This is a genomic window from Pseudomonas sp. MF4836, assembly GCF_002018875.1.
In the GTDB taxonomy this organism is placed as follows: Bacteria; Pseudomonadota; Gammaproteobacteria; order Pseudomonadales; family Pseudomonadaceae; genus Aquipseudomonas.
Map to the genome: position 1 here is coordinate 49,191 of NZ_MVOL01000021.1, position 16,808 is coordinate 65,998.

Below are 16,808 nucleotides of genomic sequence, written 5' to 3' on the forward strand. Positions count from 1 at the left end.
GACTAATCCCGCTCAGCGCCCCGACCTATGGCCAATCCCGGCAAAGAACGGCAGACCACTGCTCAGGCGATCTGCCGCAGGATGTCGCGCACCTGGTCCAGGGCCGGATCGATGTCCAGGGTTTCAATGGCGCCAAACCCGATGAACAGCCCGCTTCTGACCGGCGTGTCGTTGAAGAAACCGTCCAGGGAGTACAGCCCGATCCCGGCCTGTTTCGCCCGCTCCAGCAGCAACGGCAGGTTCACCGGCACCTTGCACAAGGCCGCCATATGGAAGCCGGCGGTGGAGGGAATGGCTTGCAGCCAGGGCGAAAGGTCGCCGTCGAGGCGCTGCAGGATACGCTCGCGGCGCCCGGCATAGACCGTGTGGCAGCGGCGGATATGCTTGAGCAGGCAGCCATCGCTGATGAACTTGGCCAGGGCCCACTGCGCCAGGGTCGAGGTGTGGCAGTCGGTCAGGTGTTTGGCTCGCACCACCGCGCCGATGATCGCCGGCGGCAGCACCCCATAGCCCAGGCGCAGCTGCGGCAGCATGGTCTTGGAAAAGGTCCCGACGTAGGCCACCACCCCATGGCTGTCCAGGCTTTGCAGCGAGTCGGTGGGCCGTCCTTCGTAGCGAAACTCGCAGTCGTAATCGTCCTCGATGACAATCGCCCCCAGTTGCTGCGCCCGCTGCAACAGGGCCTCGCGCCGTGCCTGGCTCATGGGCATGCCCAAGGGGAACTGGTGCGACGGGGTGACGTAAATCAGCCGCACGCCATCGGGGATCAACGCCACCTGCAACCCTTGCTCATCCACCGGGACCCCGATCACCGTCGCGCCCTGGGCACTGAACAGCATGCGCGCCGGGCTGTAGCCGGGGTCTTCCATGGCCACCAGGCTGCCGGGTTCGAGCACCACCCGGGCGATCAGGTCCAGGGCCTGTTGCGCACCGTTGCAAATCACAATGTCGTGCTCGGTACAGACCACGCCCCGGGAAAACGCCACGTGCCCGGCGATGGCGCTGCGCAGGGCCGGCAAGCCCTCCGGCTGGCTGTAGAACCCGCCGTGTTCGGCCATGCGCCGCAGGGCTTCCTGGGTGCAGCGCCGCCATTCCTCCTGGGGAAACTGATTGCGCCGGGTCGCGCCGCCGATGAATTCATAGCGCGCGGTGCTTTCCAGGGAGGGGTGGCGCAGGGGCCAGGGCAGGTTCTGCCATTTCTCCAGGTTGGCGGCGCAGGCCAGGTCCTGGGCCGCCTGTTTGCGTTCGACCTTGACCGCCCGGGCATTGACGAAGGTGCCACGGCCGATCTTGCCGATCAGCAGGTTGTCGTAGGTCAGCAGGGCATAGGTGTCGGACACGGTCTTGCGTGAAATGCCCAGTTGTTGCGCCAACAGGCGGCTGGGGGGCAACTGGGCCCCGGCGGCCAGGCGCCCGGATTCGATGGCGCTGCGCAGTTGCTGGTAGAGCTGGTCGGCCAGGTCCTTGCGGCCGTTGATGACGACATGCAGTTCCATCGATACATCCTGAGCAAGGCAATGGACGCAAGGTTACTCCCATGCCCGCAGCGGGTGTAGCGCCGCAGCCAGCCTGGCGCTCGCGGCGATGGCATTGTGCTGTGTCTTATGGCCGTTGCGGCTTCACCGAGGTGCCGAAGGTATTGCCCATGCGCACGCTGGTGGCGGCCGGGGTCGATAGGCCGATCTGGTTCGGCGGGCGTTTCTCGACCGGCACGGTCTGCGCCGGCTGGTTGTGCTGCGCGGCCTTGGCGGCGTCCGGGGTGCCGCCCATCTGCTGGCTCAGGCAGCCGTAGTCCGGCGCCTTGTAACCGCCGACGCTGACGTCGACGCAGCCGGTGGCGGGCTCTTCGGCCTGGGTGGCGAAGGGCAGGGCGGCGCACAGCAACAGGCTGGCGAGGGTCGGAAACAGCTTCATCTGGGCCTCCTGGCGGGCCCGAAGGAGTGGGCCGGTATGGGACCTGAGTGTAGTGCAGGGGCCCTGGGCCAAAGGTGATGTTTTTTTTGCTATCACCGTAACATCAGATTCATAAACTGGCCTCAGGATGACGGTTTTCAGGGACGCGTCAGCCGTGCAGCGATGCAGAGCAGAGGTCGAGCGGCGGTCTTGGGTGCACGCACGTTTCGCGGGCTGTTGCCTGGCGGTGCTGCTGGGCCTGGCCATGCCCGGCCTGCTGCGGGCCGAGCCATTGGGGCCGCCGCAGATCGACTCACCGCAGTTGCTGGCGCTGGACCTGCCGACGCAAAACCTGGCGGACGCCCTGGAAGCTTTCAGTCGTTCGACCGGGATGGCGGTGCTGGTGGACCGCGAGTTGACCCGGGGCCGGCGCTCGATTGGGGTGCACGGTCGTTACAGCGCGCGCGAAGCCTTGGGCCTGTTGCTCACCGGCAGCGGCCTGGTGGCGCGTTATGCCCGCAGCGATGCGTTCACCCTGCAGGTGCCCGAGGCCAGTCAGCCACTGTCACCCAAGGGGCCACGTGCGGCACGGATCAACAGCAGCTACGCCACGGCGTTGCAGCAGGCGATCGAGCGCAGCCTGTGCCGCTCGCCATTGACCCGCCCGGGCAGTTTCCGGGCGCTGGTGCAGGTCTGGATCGGCCCTGACGGCAGCATTGAGCACAGCCGCCTGGTCAGTTCCACGGGTGATGTCCAGCGCGATGAAGCGCTGGTCCGCAGCCTGGGCAGTACCCGGGTCGAACGCCTGGCGCCGAGTTCGTTGCGCCAGCCGCTGACCTTACTTTTGATGCCGGACACCACAGGAACACGCATGGAATGCACAGCACGGGAAGGAGCTTCCGGGGTATGAAAAATACCGGGCACAGTCCGATGGTCAGGTTGTTCTTGACCTCCTACGAGGATTTCAAGGTGCGTCTGCGCCGACGCCTGGGCTCGGAGGACCTGGCCAACGATGTCCTCCACGAAACCTACCTGCGGGTCGACCGCATGGAGGTCCCGCCGAACCTGCTGCAACCCAATGCCTACCTGTACCGCATGGCCCTGAACATTGCCGCCGACCGGCGCCAGTCCGATGCCCGGCTGTTGACCGGCAGCGAAGTCGAAGAGCTGTTGCAGGTGGCCGATGAAGCCCAGGATCCGTCGCGGGTGGTAGGCGGCCAGAAAGAAATCCAGACCCTGCTCAAGGCCCTCTACGAACTGCCGGCGCGGCGGCGCAAGATTTTTATCGCGGCGCGCCTGGAAGAAGCGCCGCACCTGGAAATCTCCCAGCGCTTCGGCATTTCCACGCGCATGGTGGAGAAGGAACTCAAGGCCGCCCTGGGGCACTGCGCCTTGCGCCTGGAAAGAAAAGTCATCCAGCGGTTCGGTCCCGGGGCCGGAAAACCGTCTTAGTCAACGAGTCCCTGATTAATCCGTGAGTATTTGCGCGCTTGAATATTTTTAGCATTTCCACTGCTCGGGATACGCCAGACAGCCGACTGCACAGCGAGGCCCGCGACTGGCTGCTGCTCCTGACCTCGGGCCAGGCCACCGTGGCCGACGCCAGGGCCTTGCGCCAATGGTGCGCGCAGAGCCCGGAGCATGCCCGGGCCTTCGAGCAGGCCAAGGCCCTGTGGCAGCAGTTGGCGCCCGCCGCCGAGCACTGGCAGCAGGCGACGCAGCCCCGGCGTTTCGGGCGGCGGGCGTTCCTGGGTGGGGCGATTGCTGCCTCGGCGGCCTTGTTTATGGTGCGGCTCACGGTGCCCGGCGGTTTTGCCGGGTTGACGGCCGACTACCGCACCGAGGTCGGTGAGCAACGGCGAGTCGAACTGGCCGAGGGCGTCAGCCTCGAACTCAACACTCAGACCCGCATCAACCGCCGGGCATTGGCCGAGGGCGAGCAGGGCATCGAGTTGCTGCAGGGCGAAGTCGAGGTCCTGGCCCAGGCTGCGCGGCCGCTCAAGGTCCAGGCTGGCGCCGGCTGGCTGAGCGCGACAAGGGCGCGCTTCAACGTGCGCAACACCGACAGCCGGGTCTGCGTGACCTGCATCGAAGGTTCGGTGGCGGTGGCGGTGGGTGGACGCAGCATGGCGTTGGAGGCGGGCCGCCAACTGATCTACGACGCCCAGGGCATCGGCCAACCGCAGGTGGTGGACACCCAGGCGGTGGTTGCCTGGCGCGAGCAGGTCCTGGTGTTCGACAACGCCAGCCTCAACACCGTGATCGATGAGATCAACCGCTATCGCCCGGGGATGCTGGTGCTGCTCAACGCCGAGTTGGGCAAGCGCAAGGTCCAGGCACGCTTCAGCCTCAACCAGCTGGCCGGCGTGGCCCTGCTGATCCGCGACGCCTACGGCGCCAAATGCACTGAACTGCCGGGCGGCGTGGTCCTGCTCAGTTAGGCCCTGTAGCCGCTGCCGAAGGCTCGGGCCGCGCTGTCCCTCCAACCCATGCATTCCTTCCGGATGTATCCCGGCGCCCATACGGGCCAGCGTCCGCCCGAGCCTGGTGGCAGCGGCTACAGGTTATTGCAGGGGGCCGAGCACTTGTCGGTAGCGTTCCACGCCTTGGGGTGTCTGGCGCACCAGGCTGATTTCCAGGCCGGGTGGGTTGTCCTGGCGATTGCCGCTGAGTTGTCGCCAGCCTTTGTCGGGGTCCCAGACCCGAAGTTGCAGGTCGCTGACCTGGCTCAGCACCGCCACCGCCTGTTTCGGCGCGGGCAGGGGGTAGCGGTCGCCGGCGGGGGCGGCGGCGCGGTACAGGGTGTCGCCCTTGAGCCACCAACGCACCCGTTGCAGGCCGGCACCCGGGACCGCCGCGCTGCGGATCAGGTCCAGGCGAAAGCCCTTGCTGTCCGAGCTGCGCACACTCAGGGCCGGTGGCGCGGCGGGCCGTGGCGGGTCTTCCCGAGGTTCGGCCGAGGCCTGTTCGGGTTCCGCCAGTTCGATCCCGGCCCGCAGGCTGATGTCGCGCTGCAACTGGTTCAAGGCGCGCAACAAGGCTTCAGTCTGCTCGGTGCTGGCCTGCAGATGACGGTCGGCGCGGGTCACGCTGTCCAGCCCGCGCCAGGCAATCAGGCTGACCAGCGCCATGAGCATGATCGCCACCATTACTTCGATCAGGGTAAACCCCTGCTGCGTCCGCTTCATGGCTGGTTCACCAGCCGCAACCGGCCATCCGCGTCGCGTTGCAGGCCGAGGCTGTGCTGCCCGTCGGACAGCACCAGGCGCAACGGCGGGTTGATCCACTCGGCGTCCAGCACCAGGGTTTGCCGGGGCTCGATGCGCACCTGCATCGGCGTGCTGTCCCAGGGCCGTGCATGCAATTGCGGGTCGCCCGCGAAGTGCTCCAGCCCCTGGCCATCGGCGCTGCGCCGGCTGAAGCCATAGCCTTTGGCGTCCGCGCGCCAGGTGATCGGGCGCCCATCGACCCGTGCCTCGGCCTGGGCCATTTGCAGCAACTGGCTCAAGCGCTCGGCATCCTTGCGCAGCTGTTGCAGCGGGTCGGGCTTGATGCTCAGGCCGATAGCCGCACTGGCGATGCCGATGATCACCAGCACCACCATCAGCTCGATCAGGGTGAAGCCCTGTTGCTTGAGGTTGTTCATGTTCGCGCTCCCTTGCGTCGATCCGATGCTGCACGGCGAAGATGATGGGCGTGTGAAATAAAAACGTGAGAATTGGCCTGTAGGCTGTCGGCACGGACAATCAGGAGGTCCCATCCATGGCATTCGCCCATCGTATTTCAGCTGCGCACGCGGTCCAGGGCCTGGCCTTGCTGGCCGCCCTGGCCGGGGTTGCGACCTGGTCATCATTGCTGCTCACCTCCGCCGAGTCCCACACCCCGCCCGTGGCGCCCCAGGTGCGGGCGGAGCGCAACGACAACCCGGCGCTGCAGTGGTTTTCCAATCACCCGGCGCCGGTGCAGATCAAGGTCTCCGGGGTACTCAGCGGGGCCCATGGCGCGGTGGCGATCCTCAGCCTCAACGACGGCCCGCCACGCAGTTTCATGCAGGGCGAGCGCCTGAGCCAGGGCGTGCGCCTGGCGGCGATCGAAGGCGATGCGGTGCTGATCGAGCGTGGTGGCGAAACCACGCGCCTGAGCCTGCCCAAGCCAGCGGAGCCGCCGGCCTTGCCGATTCTCACCCGGCCCTAGAGCGGCCTAGGGCAACTTCTTCAGCAGTGCGCGGCCCACCAGGGTTTCCAGGCGCGCCAGGGGCGGTCCGTCTTGGCGCCGGTCCAGCACCTGCACGCTGACCTTGAACAGCCGCGCCTGCGGCCCTTGGCTGATGACCTGTTCGCAACGCAATTGCAGGCGGCCCTGGTCGCACTCGAACACCTGGCTGCCCAGGCTCGGGCGGCCCTCCAGGCGCACTTCGGCGAGGCGGCTCTGGGCGGCCAGCATGGCGATGGATTTGTCCCGCAACAGGCCGTTGCTCTGGGTCATGACCCCGGCCACGCGCACGGCCGCCGACATGGCCACGGCGATGATCGCCAGCGCCACCAGCACTTCGATCAGGGTAAAGCCTTGCTCATTACGCGGGTGTGGCATGGCGTGCTCGGGCCGGGAAACAGGCCCGCAGACTAGCCTTCGGGCTTGACCGATTGGCGACCGAAACACCCGAGGATTTTCAATACCACTGACATATCTTCTTGCAACACTGCGCGACGAATCCGCAATCAAGCCAAGGAATGTCGAGATGGATATCGCGCACTTCACGTCCCCGCCCCGAGGCCCTCGCGGCCAGCGTGGCTTCACCCTGATCGAGATCATGGTAGTGGTGGTCATTCTCGGGATCCTGGCGGCCATGGTGGTGCCCAAGGTCCTTGACCGGCCGGACCAGGCGCGGGCCACGGCGGCGAAGCAGGACATTGGCGGGTTGATGCAGGCGCTGAAACTCTACCGCCTCGACCACGGCAGCTACCCGAACATGACCCAGGGCCTGAAGGTGCTGGCAGAGCGCCCGGCCGACGCCAAAAACAGCAACTGGCGCTCTTACCTGGAGCGCCTGCCCAACGACCCCTGGGGCCGGCCTTATCACTACCTCAACCCGGGCGCCAACGGTGAGGTCGACGTGTTTTCCCTGGGGGCCGACGGGCAACCCGATGGCGACGGTGTGAATGCCGATATCGGCTCCTGGCAGCTGTAAGGGCGACCATGAAAACCCATTCGCCGAAGCCGGCGAAGCAGCGCGGCATGGCGATTATCAGTGCCTTGCTGATTGCTGCCGTGGTCGCGGTCATCGCCGGAGGCATGCTCACCCGGCAGACCCTGTTCACCCGCACCCTGGAGGCCGAGCAACTGCGGATCCAGGGCAACTGGCAGTTGCAGGGCAGCCTGGAACTGAGCCGCCAACTGCTGTGGGAGGCGCGCCAGCACGAGGTCCTGACCCGCCTCGATCAGGCATGGGCCCAGCCTCTGGGCGGGATCCAGGCGAGCAACCTTGGCGGCGTGTTCGAGGGTCGGCTGGAGGATGAGCAGGGCAAGTTCAACCTGCGCAACCTGGTGCTCAATCAGCAGCCGGACGCCGCCCAATTGCAGAACTTCCAGCGCCTGTGCGCGCTGCTCGGCATCGACGCCAACCTTGGCCGACGCATCAGCCAGCGAGTGATCGCCTCCTATGACCTGCTGCCTGAGCGGCTGGCTCCAGTGCCGGTGAAGAACGGCTTCGACAGCGGCCGTGAAACCTCACCGGGCAGTGCCGCGCGCCTGCTGCCGGCCAGACAGCCGATGCTGCGCAGCCTGGATGACCTGCGGGGCCTGGAAGGGCTGGATGAACGCCGGCTGAAGCAGCTGGCGGCCTATATCAGCCTGTTGCCGAGCAACACCTGGGTCAACGGCAACACCGCCAGTGCCGAGGTGCTCAGCGCAGTGGTGCCGGGCCTGGGTTTGCCCCAGGCCCGGGCTCTGGTGGCCGAGCGTGACGGCGGTCGTTGGTTTATCAACCGCGGGGACTTTTTCAACCGCCTGCGTTTAAAGGGGCTGGCCCTGGACCAGGTCCAGGTGGGGATCACCAGTGAGTGGTTTCAGCTCAATGGGCAGGTTCGCCGCGAGCAGCGCCGGCTGCATCTTCAGGCGCTGTTGCATCGGCCCGAAGACCGCCTGCCACAGGTGATCTGGTCGCGGGTGGGGGCATGAGCCGGTTGCGGGTCGCCTTGCCGGCCCTGGAACACCTGAGCGCCGAAAGCCTGGTGCAGTTTGCCTGGCTGGACCGCGCCGGACAGGTCAGCCGTGAGGGCCAGGGCAGCCTGGCGCAACTGGGGCTGGCACACAAGGCGCTGGCGCTGGAGTGCTTCCTGCACCCCCAGGACAGCCTGCTGACCAGCCTCGAATTGCCGCTGTTGCCGACGGCCAAGGTCGCGGCGGCGGTGAATTGCGCGGCCCAGGCGCTGATCCTCGGGCCGTTGCAGGAGATGCATGTGGCCCACGGCCCCCGCGAGAGCAATGGCCTGGTGCAGATTGCCTGGCTGGCCAAGGTGCGCCTGGCCCACCTGGGTCGGGTCCTGGCCCAGGTGCAGCTGAAGGTGCGCGGCCTGTACCCGGCGCCCTATGCCCTGGCGCTGCCGCCCCCTGGACGGCTGACGGTGGCCCTGGCGGCGGAGCATTTGTTGTTGCGCCACAGCCTGCAACAGGGCGCGGTGCATCCCTTGGGCCAGCAGGCACTGCAGGACCTGCTGGCCTCGGGCGCCGAGTTGCAGTGGGTCGGCGAGGGCGCTCCGGCAACGGCGCAGGCGCTGGGCACGGCACAACGCTGGAGCGGCGCGGCACCGACCTGGGGCCTGCACGGCGGGCTCGACGCGCCCCGTGTCGGCGCGGCCGGCTGGGGCCGGGCGCTGGCGTGCGGCGCCCTGGCCGTGGCGATCTGGGCCCTGGGCCTGAACCTGTACGCGGCACGACAGGCCGAAGAGGGTCAGCGGCTCAAGGCGCAGATGAGCCAGCGGGTGAAACAGGCCTTCCCCGAATTGCCGGTGATTCTCAACCCGTTGCAACAGGCCCGCCAGCAATTGGCCGCTCGCCAGAGCGGCACGGCGGCTGACCCCGGGCAACGCTTTGCCAGCCTGTTGCAACTGGCGGGCAAGGCCATGCCGTTTATAGTCGGCGGCGTACAGCAACTGGAGTTCGAGCAAGGGCGCCTGCACCTGAGGCTGTCGAACGATAGCCAGCAGGGCGCGCCAGGCGACTGGCAAGCGGCCTTGACCCAGGCCGGTTTTGCCGCCGTTCGCGATGAACACGGCTGGACCCTGGGTCCCCTGGCCGAGTCCGCCGAGGCCACGGCTGCCAAGGAGGCCGCGGATGAGTAAGCGCGCGTTGGCCCCGTATCGATTGCGCTGGCAGCGCCTGCGAAGCCAGGCCGAACAGCTGTGGAGCGGCCTGGCGCTGCGGGAGAAGCGCCTGCTGGCGGGCATGGGCCTGGGGCTGTCCGGCCTGCTGCTGTGGATGCTGCTGATCCAGCCGGCGCTGGCCAGGATCGATTACTGGCAAACCGAAACCCCCAAGCTGCGGGCCCAGGCCGAAGCCTTGCATGTGCTGCTGCAAGAGGTCGCCAGCGACCCGCGGCCAACCCCCGGCGCGGACCTGGAACCGGCGTTGCGCCAGGCCCTGGACAGTGCCGGGCTCAAGGACCGTTATCAATTGCAGGCCCCCGATGCTGCGGTACCCGGCAGTTGGCGCCTGACCTTTCAAGAGGCCCCGGCGGATGCCGTGGTCGGCTGGCTGCTGGGTAGCCCCCGGCAATTTTCCCTGGAGGTGTCCGAGGCTCGCCTGCAACGCGCAGGCGCGGCCCAGGCCGAAGATTCGGCCGGCACATTGTCCGGAACCGTTCGCATGGATCAGGCGCTTGGCGCTAAGGAAGCTTCATGAAGTGGTCAGGCTCCAATACCGCGCGCTGTCGCAAGGCCGCGCCCCTGCTATTGCTCGCCCTGGGAGCGTGCAGCAACACCCAGTCGCCGACACCGCCGCCCTTGCTGGTGGACAGTGAACTGGGCCAACCCCTGGCCGATACCCGACGCAGCGGCGACGCCTTGCTCGACCGCCAGCGCCCGGCCAGCAGCCTGGAGCCGCGGCCAAGGGTGCAGCACCCGGTGACCAACAGCGCCCGTGGCCACGCCGCCAATACCCGTGGCAGCGCAGCGCGCAACCCCCTGGGTGAGCAGCCGGTGCAGCTGAACTTTGTCGAGGCCGATATCCAGGCCGTGGTGCGGGCGTTGTCCCGCTCCACCGGCCAGCAGTTCCTGGTGGACCCGCGGGTCAAAGGCACTTTGACCCTGGTCAGCGAGGGGCAGGTGCCGGCTCATCAGGCCTATGCCATGTTGCTCGCGGCGCTGCGCATGCAGGGCTTCAGCGTGGTGGATGTGGGCGGCGTGGCCCAGGTGGTGCCCGAGGCCGATGCCAAGCTGCTGGGCGGGCCGATCTACAGCGCCGACAAACCCGCGGGCAACGGCATGTTGACCCGGACTTTTCGCCTGCAATATGAGAACGCGGTGAACCTGATCCCGGTGCTGCGCCCGATCGTTTCGCCGAATAATCCGATCAACGCCTACCCGGGCAATAACAGCATCGTCGTCACCGACTATGCGGAAAACCTGCAACGGGTGGCGCAGATTATCGACGGCATCGACACCCCGAGCGCCATCGATACCGATGTGGTGGCGGTGCAAAACGGCATCGCGGTCGATATCGCGGCCATGGTGGCCGAACTCCTGGAAAATCAGGGCGGCGACCAGACGCAAAAAATCAACGTGATCGGCGACCCACGCTCCAACTCGATCATCATCCGCGCCGGCAGCCCGGAACGGACCGAACTGGCACGCAACCTGATCTACAAACTGGACAACGCCCAAAGCAACCCCAGCAACCTGCACGTGGTCTACCTGCGCAACGCCCAGGCCGGCAAATTGGCCCAGGCTCTGCGCGGCTTGCTGACCGGTGAAAGCGACGGCGGTGGCAACGACAATGCCCGTTCGATGCTGAGCGGCATGGGCGGCTCCGGACAAAGCGCCCAGGGCAGCAGCCAGAACAGCAGCGGCACACCCACCGCCAGCGGCAACCTCAATGGCAGCACAGGCAGCAGCGGCTATGCCCAGGGCGCCAGTGCCGCCAGCACCCAGGGCAGCAGCACGACCCAGAGCGACCAGAACACCGCGTTCAGCGCAGGCGGCGTAACCATCCAGGCCGACGCCACCACCAACACCTTGCTGATTTCCGCGCCGGACCCGCTGTACCGCAACCTGCGGGAAGTGATCGACATGCTCGACCAGCGCCGGGCCCAGGTGGTGATCGAAAGCCTGATCGTCGAAGTCAACGAAGACGATGCCAGCGAGTTCGGCGTGCAATGGCAGGCCGGCAATTTGGCCGGCACTGGTGGTTTCGGCGGGGTCAACCTGGGGGGGAGCGGGCTCAACGGCACACCCACCAGCAAGACCAGCATCGATGTCTTGCCCAAAGGCCTGAACATCGGCCTGGTCAACGGCACGGTGGATATTCCGGGGATAGGCAAAGTGCTGGACCTCAAGGTTTTGGCCCGGGCCCTGAAAAGCAAAGGCGGGACCAATGTGCTGTCGACGCCCAACCTGCTGACCCTGGATAACGAGGCAGCGAGCATTTTTGTCGGGCAGACCATTCCCTTTGTCACCGGCAGCTATGTGACCGGAGGCGGCGGCACCAGCAATAACCCGTTCCAGACCGTACAGCGCGAAGAAGTGGGGTTGAAGCTGAATGTGCGGCCGCAGATTTCCGAAGGCGGCACGGTGAAACTGGATATCTACCAGGAAGTCAGCAGCGTCGATCAGCGCGCTTCGGTGGATGCCGGCACTGTCACCAACAAACGCGCAATCGATACCAGCATCCTCCTGGATGACGGGCAGATCATGGTCCTCGGCGGCCTGCTACAAGACGGCTACAGCCAGAGCAACGACGCCGTGCCCTGGCTGTCGAATATCCCCGGGCTTGGTGCGTTGTTTCGCAATGAAAAACGCAGCGTCAACAAAACCAATCTGATGGTGTTTTTACGGCCCTACATCATCCGCGACAGCGGAGCGGGGCGCAGTATCACCCTGAACCGCTACGACTTCATGCGCCGCGCCCAAGGTGGCCTGCAGCCGGAAAGAAGCTGGGCCATGCCGGATATGCAGGCACCGCAATTGCCCTCGGTAGAGAAGGGCATCCCCGGCGCAACCCCAGCGGCCCAAGGGCCCAGGGCCGTGATCAGGGCGGTGCCGCAATGATTCGGTGCCAACACCCAGGCCGGCCGGAAGGCCGCCGCGCTCTTGATTTTGATCTGCAGCGCCCCGTCAAACCAAGATGGCCGAACGCAGGCAGTGAGCCGTGGGTAACCCGGCAGGACGCCGGGTTAGCCGCGCTGGGCCAAGGATCAATGCCGGAGCGAGGGCATGCCGAGCCTAGGCGAGGTACCCAGTGGTGGGGCAAGAGCCCTTTGGTTACTTTGGGCTGGGCCGGCATTCCGGCTTTTCCAAAGTGACCCGCCGTAAGGGCGGAACCAATACCAGCCCACCCCCCAACAACGGATCTGCCCCCGATCTAAATCCAGCGGAGCCCACATGACCCAACTCCCCTACGCCTGGGCCAAATCCCACCGCATCCTCCTGCGCCAAAGCGAGGCGGGCGCCATACTCCTGGTCTGCCCCTCAACCCCCGGCTGGTCAATCAACGAAGCCCAACGCCAATTCGGCCCCAGCCCCATCGAACACATCCGCGATGACGAACTCGATGGCCTGCTGGCCAGCGCCTACGCCGACACCGGCAGCGCCGCCGCCGTGGTGGGCGCCGCCGAAAACGAAGTCGATCTCGATCGCCTCATGCAAGACATCCCGGAAATCACCGACCTGCTCGACACCCAGGACGGCGCCCCGGTGATCCGCATGATCAACGCCTTGCTGACCCAGGCCGCCCGCGACGAAGCCAGCGACATCCACATCGAACCTTACGAAACCCATTCCGTGGTGCGCTACCGCGTCGACGGCACCCTGCGCGATGTCGTGTCGCCGCGCAAAGCCCTGCACGGCGCCCTGGTCTCACGGATCAAGATCATGGCCCAACTCGACATCGCCGAAAAACGCCTGCCCCAGGACGGCCGCATCGCCCTGCGCGTGGCCGGGCGCCCCATCGATATCCGCGTCTCCACCGTGCCAACCGGCCATGGCGAACGGGTGGTGATGCGCCTGCTGGACAAACAGGCCGGGCGCCTGCAACTGGAAACCCTGGGCATGGACCCAGAGGTGCTGGCCCGACTCGACAGCCTGATCCGCCAGCCCCACGGCATCGTGCTGGTCACCGGCCCCACCGGCAGCGGCAAAACCACCAGCCTGTATGCCGCTCTGGCCCGGCTCGACGCCAGCACCAGCAATATCCTCACCGTCGAGGATCCGGTGGAATACGACCTGCCCGGTATCAGCCAGATCCAGGTCAACGCCAAGATCGACATGACCTTCGCCCTGGCCCTGCGGGCCATCCTGCGCCAGGACCCGGACATCATCATGATCGGCGAAATCCGCGACCTGGAGACCGCGCAGATAGCAGTGCAAGCCTCGCTGACCGGGCACTTGGTGCTGGCAACCTTGCACACCAACGATGCCGTGTCGGCCGTCAATCGCCTGATCGACATGGGGGTCGAACCCTTTCTTCTCGCCTCATCAATGCTCGGAGTCCTCGCCCAGCGTCTGGTGCGCCGCCTGTGCTCGCAGTGCAAGGAAGAGGACCCGACGGCCCCCGGCACCTGGCGCCCACAAGGGTGCGCCGCGTGCAATCACACTGGCTACAGCGGCCGCACCGGGATCCATGAGTTGTTTTGCATCGACGACGATATTCGCACCCTGATTCACCAGGGCGCCGGCGAGCAGGCCCTCAAGGCCGCTGCCCGTAAAGCCGGAATGCTGAGCATGCGCGAGGATGGCGAGCGCTGGGTGCGCAGCGGTGCCACCGCGCCGGAAGAAATCCTTCGCGTAACCCGGGACGCCTGATGAATCGCTATCGCTACGAAGCCGCCGACGCCAGCGGCAAGATCGAGTCCGGGCATCTGGAGGCCGACAGCCAGAGTGCGGCGTTTACCAACCTGCGTGGCCGTGGCCTGACGGCGCTGATGGTGCAACTGGACAGCCATCAGGGAACCAATGGGGCAGGGGGCCTGTTCAGCGCCAAGCTTTCAGACAACGACCTGGCCTGGGCCACCCGCCAATTGGCCAGCCTGCTGGGAGCCAGTCTGCCCCTGGAAGCCGCGCTCAGCGCCACGGTGGAGCAGGCCGAGCGCAAACATATCGCCCAGACCCTGAGCGCGGTGCGCGCCGATGTGCGCAGTGGCATGCGCCTGGCCGAGGCTCTGGCGGCGCGGCCCCGGGACTTTCCGGAGATTTACCGGGCGTTGATTGCCGCGGGGGAGGAGTCCGGCGACCTGGCCCAGGTCATGGAGCGTTTGGCGGACTACATCGAAGAACGCAACAACCTGCGGGGCAAGATTCTCACCGCCTTTATCTACCCCGGGGTGGTGGGGCTGGTGTCGATCGGCATCGTGATTTTCCTGCTCAGCTACGTGGTGCCCCAGGTGGTCAGCGCGTTTTCCCAGGCGCGCCAGGACCTGCCGGGCCTGACCCTGGCCATGCTCAACGCCAGTGACTTTATTCGCAGTTGGGGCTGGTTGTGTTTCAGCCTGTTGGCAGGCGGTTTCTGGGCGTGGCGCCTGTACCTGCGCAACCCCGCCGCACGCCTGAGCTGGCACAGCCGGATCCTGCGCCTGCCGCTGATCGGGCGTTTTGTGCTGGGCCTGAATACCGCCCGTTTTGCCTCGACCCTGGCGATTCTCGGCGGCGCCGGGGTGCCGTTGCTCAGGGCCCTGGAAGCCGCTCGGCAAACCCTGTCCAACGACCGCCTGAGCCTGAGCGTCAGCGATGCCACGGCCAAGGTGCGTGAGGGCGTCAACCTGGCGGCGGCGTTACGGGTGGAAAAGGTCTTTCCGCCGGTGCTGATCCACCTGATCGCCAGCGGGGAGAAGACCGGCGCCTTGCCGCCGATGCTGGAGCGCGCGGCGCAGACCCTGTCGCGGGATATCGAACGCCGCGCCATGGGCATGACCGCGTTGCTGGAGCCGCTGATGATCGTGGTCATGGGCGCGGTGGTGCTGGTGATCGTCATGGCGATCCTGCTGCCGATCATCGAGATCAACCAACTGGTGACCTGAGTAAGGTCACCCGGTTTTTATCTGCGGCATGGGGTCAGGCCCGAAATTTTTTCACTGCTGTGCCAGCGCTCCCGACTCCGGGCAGGCGGGTTCTCGGGTTCGTTGTTCTGTCATGTGTCGGGCCCGGCTTCAACAGCGCTGCCGGCTCCCGCCGAGGCCCGCTGAACTCTCGCGCTCACCTGCCTGGCGTGCCCCCGCAAAACCCTGCTGAACACCCGAGAATCCTGGGCAAAAACCCGCAGCTCCTCCCGAGGTTTTTTCCTTTATCTGTCACCGGAAGCTGCGAACTTCTCTACCCATGGCCTCACCCCTCAAGCCCTCTGGATCAAGGCTGCGGACCGGAGCGCCATGGCGTCATGCAAGAGCCATCTACCCCACGTACGAACACGATGAAAGGAGCTTCTTCATGTTTAAGCGCAACGTTCTCGCAGCATCCCTGACCCTCGCGGCCCTGTGCTCGGCCCAGGCTGCACTGGCAGACATCAACGGCGGCGGTGCAACCCTGCCACAACCGCTGTACCAGACTGCGGGCGTACTGACCGCCGGTTTCGCGCCCTACATCGGCGTCGGCAGCGGCAACGGCAAATCGGCCTTCCTGAACAACGACTACACCAAGTTCGTGGCCGGCACCACTGGCAAGAACGTGCACTGGGCGGGCAGCGATTCCAAACTCTCCGCGGCTGAACTGAGCGGCTACGTGACGGCTCACAACACTGCCTGGGGTCCGTTGATCCAGGTGCCTTCGGTGGCCACTTCGGTTGCCATTCCTTTCCGCAAAAGCGGCGCCAACGCCGTTGACCTGAGCGTCAACGAACTGTGCGGTGTGTTCTCTGGTCGTGTGAACCAGTGGGATCAGATCACCGGCTCCGGTCGTACTGGCCCGATCACTGTGGTCTACCGCAGCGAGAGCAGCGGCACCACCGAACTGTTCACCCGTTTCCTCAACGCCAAGTGCGCTGAAACCGGCGCCTTCGCCGTCACCACGACCTTCGCCAGCAGCTACTCGGGCGGCCTGCCAGCCGGTGCTGTGGCCGCTACCGGTAGCCAGGGCGTGATGACTGCGCTGAACGACACCACCGTTGCTGAGGGTCGTATCACTTACATGAGCCCGGATTTCGCCGCCACCACCCTGGCCGGTCTGGACGACGCCACCAAAGTGGCCCGCGTGGGCAAAGATGTGGCGAAAAACATCGTCGGCCTGTCGCCTGCACCGGCCAACGTCTCGGCTGCAATCAACGCCGTAGCCGTACCGGCCACTGCTGATCGTGCCAACCCGAACGCCTGGGTTCCGGTCTTCACTTCCCAGGCTCAGATCGACCTCAACCCAACCGACCCGAGCCTCAAGCTCTACCCAACCACCGGCTACCCGATCCTGGGCTTCACCAACCTGATCTTCAGCCAGTGCTACTTCAACCAGGATCAAAGCAACCAAGTGCGTGATTTCTTCACTCGCCACTACGGTGCCGCAGCGGCCACCAACAACGACGCCGCCATCACCGCCAACCGTTTCGTACCGCTGCCAGCTGCCTGGAAAGCCGCTGTACGCAGCAGCTTCCTGACCGCCACCAGCGACCAAAGCATCGGCAAAAGCAACATCTGCAACGGCATCGGTCGTCCGCTGTAACCCTCGCTTCACTGTCGCGCAGTACCCGATCAGCAACGGCCCAGGCCGTTGCTGATTTTTTGCTTG

General features: G+C 66.0%; 17 protein-coding genes. 12 read left to right on the forward strand and 5 right to left on the reverse strand.

Annotation, left to right across the window (positions count from 1 at the left end):
* Positions 1 to 62 precede the first annotated feature (62 nt).
* Both pdxR and MF4836_RS32265 read right to left on the reverse strand, forming a co-directional pair.
* Positions 63 to 1,496 carry a MocR-like pyridoxine biosynthesis transcription factor PdxR gene (gene pdxR / locus MF4836_RS32260; RefSeq protein ID WP_078473760.1) on the reverse strand — a complete coding sequence of 478 codons (1,434 nt, stop codon included), beginning with the start codon at positions 1,494 to 1,496 and terminating at the stop codon, positions 63 to 65.
* A gap of 106 nt (positions 1,497 to 1,602) precedes the next feature.
* Entirely contained in the window at positions 1,603 to 1,914 is a 312-nt protein-coding gene (locus MF4836_RS32265; protein ID WP_078473761.1) for a hypothetical protein, read from the reverse strand.
* Between the two features lie 244 nt (positions 1,915 to 2,158).
* Between MF4836_RS32265 and MF4836_RS32270 the strand changes: the two genes are divergently transcribed.
* Genes MF4836_RS32270 through MF4836_RS32280 form a run of 3 tightly spaced genes read left to right on the forward strand, consistent with a single transcriptional unit; the run spans position 2,159 to position 4,334 of the window.
* Positions 2,159 to 2,803 (forward strand): secretin and TonB N-terminal domain-containing protein, encoded by a 645-nt coding sequence (locus tag MF4836_RS32270; protein ID WP_078473780.1) that lies wholly within the window; start codon positions 2,159 to 2,161, stop codon positions 2,801 to 2,803.
* Positions 2,800 to 3,345 (forward strand): sigma-70 family RNA polymerase sigma factor, encoded by a 546-nt coding sequence (locus tag MF4836_RS32275; protein WP_020296056.1) that lies wholly within the window; start codon positions 2,800 to 2,802, stop codon positions 3,343 to 3,345. The genes MF4836_RS32270 and MF4836_RS32275 overlap by 4 nt, the downstream gene beginning before the upstream one ends.
* Before the next feature lie 38 nt (positions 3,346 to 3,383).
* Positions 3,384 to 4,334, forward strand: a complete 951-nt coding sequence (locus MF4836_RS32280) for a FecR family protein (protein ID WP_078473762.1) — start codon at positions 3,384 to 3,386, stop codon at positions 4,332 to 4,334.
* A 123-nt stretch (positions 4,335 to 4,457) separates the two neighbouring features.
* Here the strand turns inward: MF4836_RS32280 and MF4836_RS32285 are convergent, their stop codons facing one another.
* Positions 4,458 to 5,081 carry a type II secretion system protein GspJ gene (locus tag MF4836_RS32285; protein ID WP_078473763.1) on the reverse strand — a complete coding sequence of 208 codons (624 nt, stop codon included), beginning with the start codon at positions 5,079 to 5,081 and terminating at the stop codon, positions 4,458 to 4,460.
* Entirely contained in the window at positions 5,078 to 5,539 is a 462-nt protein-coding gene (gene gspH / locus MF4836_RS32290) for a type II secretion system minor pseudopilin GspH (RefSeq protein ID WP_078473764.1), read from the reverse strand. The genes MF4836_RS32285 and gspH overlap by 4 nt, the downstream gene beginning before the upstream one ends.
* Positions 5,540 to 5,655: 116 nt before the next feature.
* On the opposite strand from gspH, the gene MF4836_RS32295 reads away from it, so the two are divergent.
* A complete protein-coding gene (locus MF4836_RS32295; protein ID WP_078473765.1) occupies positions 5,656 to 6,087 on the forward strand; it encodes a type II secretion system protein N in 432 nt (143 codons plus the stop codon).
* A gap of 6 nt (positions 6,088 to 6,093) precedes the next feature.
* Here the strand turns inward: MF4836_RS32295 and gspI are convergent, their stop codons facing one another.
* Complete coding sequence (gene gspI / locus MF4836_RS32300; protein WP_078473766.1) at positions 6,094 to 6,483, reverse strand: type II secretion system minor pseudopilin GspI; 390 nt, start codon at positions 6,481 to 6,483, stop codon at positions 6,094 to 6,096.
* 148 nt (positions 6,484 to 6,631) lie between these two features.
* Between gspI and gspG the strand changes: the two genes are divergently transcribed.
* The 8 genes from gspG (at position 6,632) to MF4836_RS32340 (ending at position 16,742) form a co-directional block, all read left to right on the forward strand.
* Entirely contained in the window at positions 6,632 to 7,081 is a 450-nt protein-coding gene (gene gspG, locus MF4836_RS32305) for a type II secretion system major pseudopilin GspG (RefSeq protein WP_078473767.1), read from the forward strand.
* Between the two features lie 8 nt (positions 7,082 to 7,089).
* Positions 7,090 to 8,070, forward strand: coding sequence for a type II secretion system minor pseudopilin GspK (gspK, locus tag MF4836_RS32310; protein ID WP_078473768.1), 981 nt, complete (start codon positions 7,090 to 7,092; stop codon positions 8,068 to 8,070).
* Positions 8,067 to 9,233: a type II secretion system protein GspL gene (gene gspL, locus MF4836_RS32315; RefSeq protein ID WP_078473769.1), complete on the forward strand. Its 1,167-nt coding sequence runs from the start codon at positions 8,067 to 8,069 to the stop codon at positions 9,231 to 9,233. The genes gspK and gspL overlap by 4 nt, the downstream gene beginning before the upstream one ends.
* A complete protein-coding gene (gspM, locus tag MF4836_RS32320) occupies positions 9,226 to 9,792 on the forward strand; it encodes a type II secretion system protein GspM (RefSeq protein WP_078473770.1) in 567 nt (188 codons plus the stop codon). Before gspL ends, gspM begins: the two co-directional genes overlap by 8 nt.
* Positions 9,789 to 12,155 carry a type II secretion system secretin GspD gene (gene gspD, locus MF4836_RS32325; protein ID WP_078473771.1) on the forward strand — a complete coding sequence of 789 codons (2,367 nt, stop codon included), beginning with the start codon at positions 9,789 to 9,791 and terminating at the stop codon, positions 12,153 to 12,155. Before gspM ends, gspD begins: the two co-directional genes overlap by 4 nt.
* 333 nt (positions 12,156 to 12,488) lie before the next feature.
* The gene (gene gspE, locus MF4836_RS32330; protein ID WP_078473772.1) at positions 12,489 to 13,907 is read left to right on the forward strand and encodes a type II secretion system ATPase GspE; all 1,419 of its coding nucleotides are present in this window, start codon (positions 12,489 to 12,491) and stop codon (positions 13,905 to 13,907) included.
* On the forward strand, positions 13,907 to 15,118 hold the full coding sequence (gene gspF / locus MF4836_RS32335; RefSeq protein WP_078473773.1) for a type II secretion system inner membrane protein GspF: 1,212 nt from the start codon (positions 13,907 to 13,909) through the stop codon (positions 15,116 to 15,118). Before gspE ends, gspF begins: the two co-directional genes overlap by 1 nt.
* A gap of 406 nt (positions 15,119 to 15,524) precedes the next feature.
* Positions 15,525 to 16,742: a substrate-binding domain-containing protein gene (locus MF4836_RS32340; protein WP_078473774.1), complete on the forward strand. Its 1,218-nt coding sequence runs from the start codon at positions 15,525 to 15,527 to the stop codon at positions 16,740 to 16,742.
* The last annotated feature ends 66 nt before the right edge of the window (positions 16,743 to 16,808 follow it).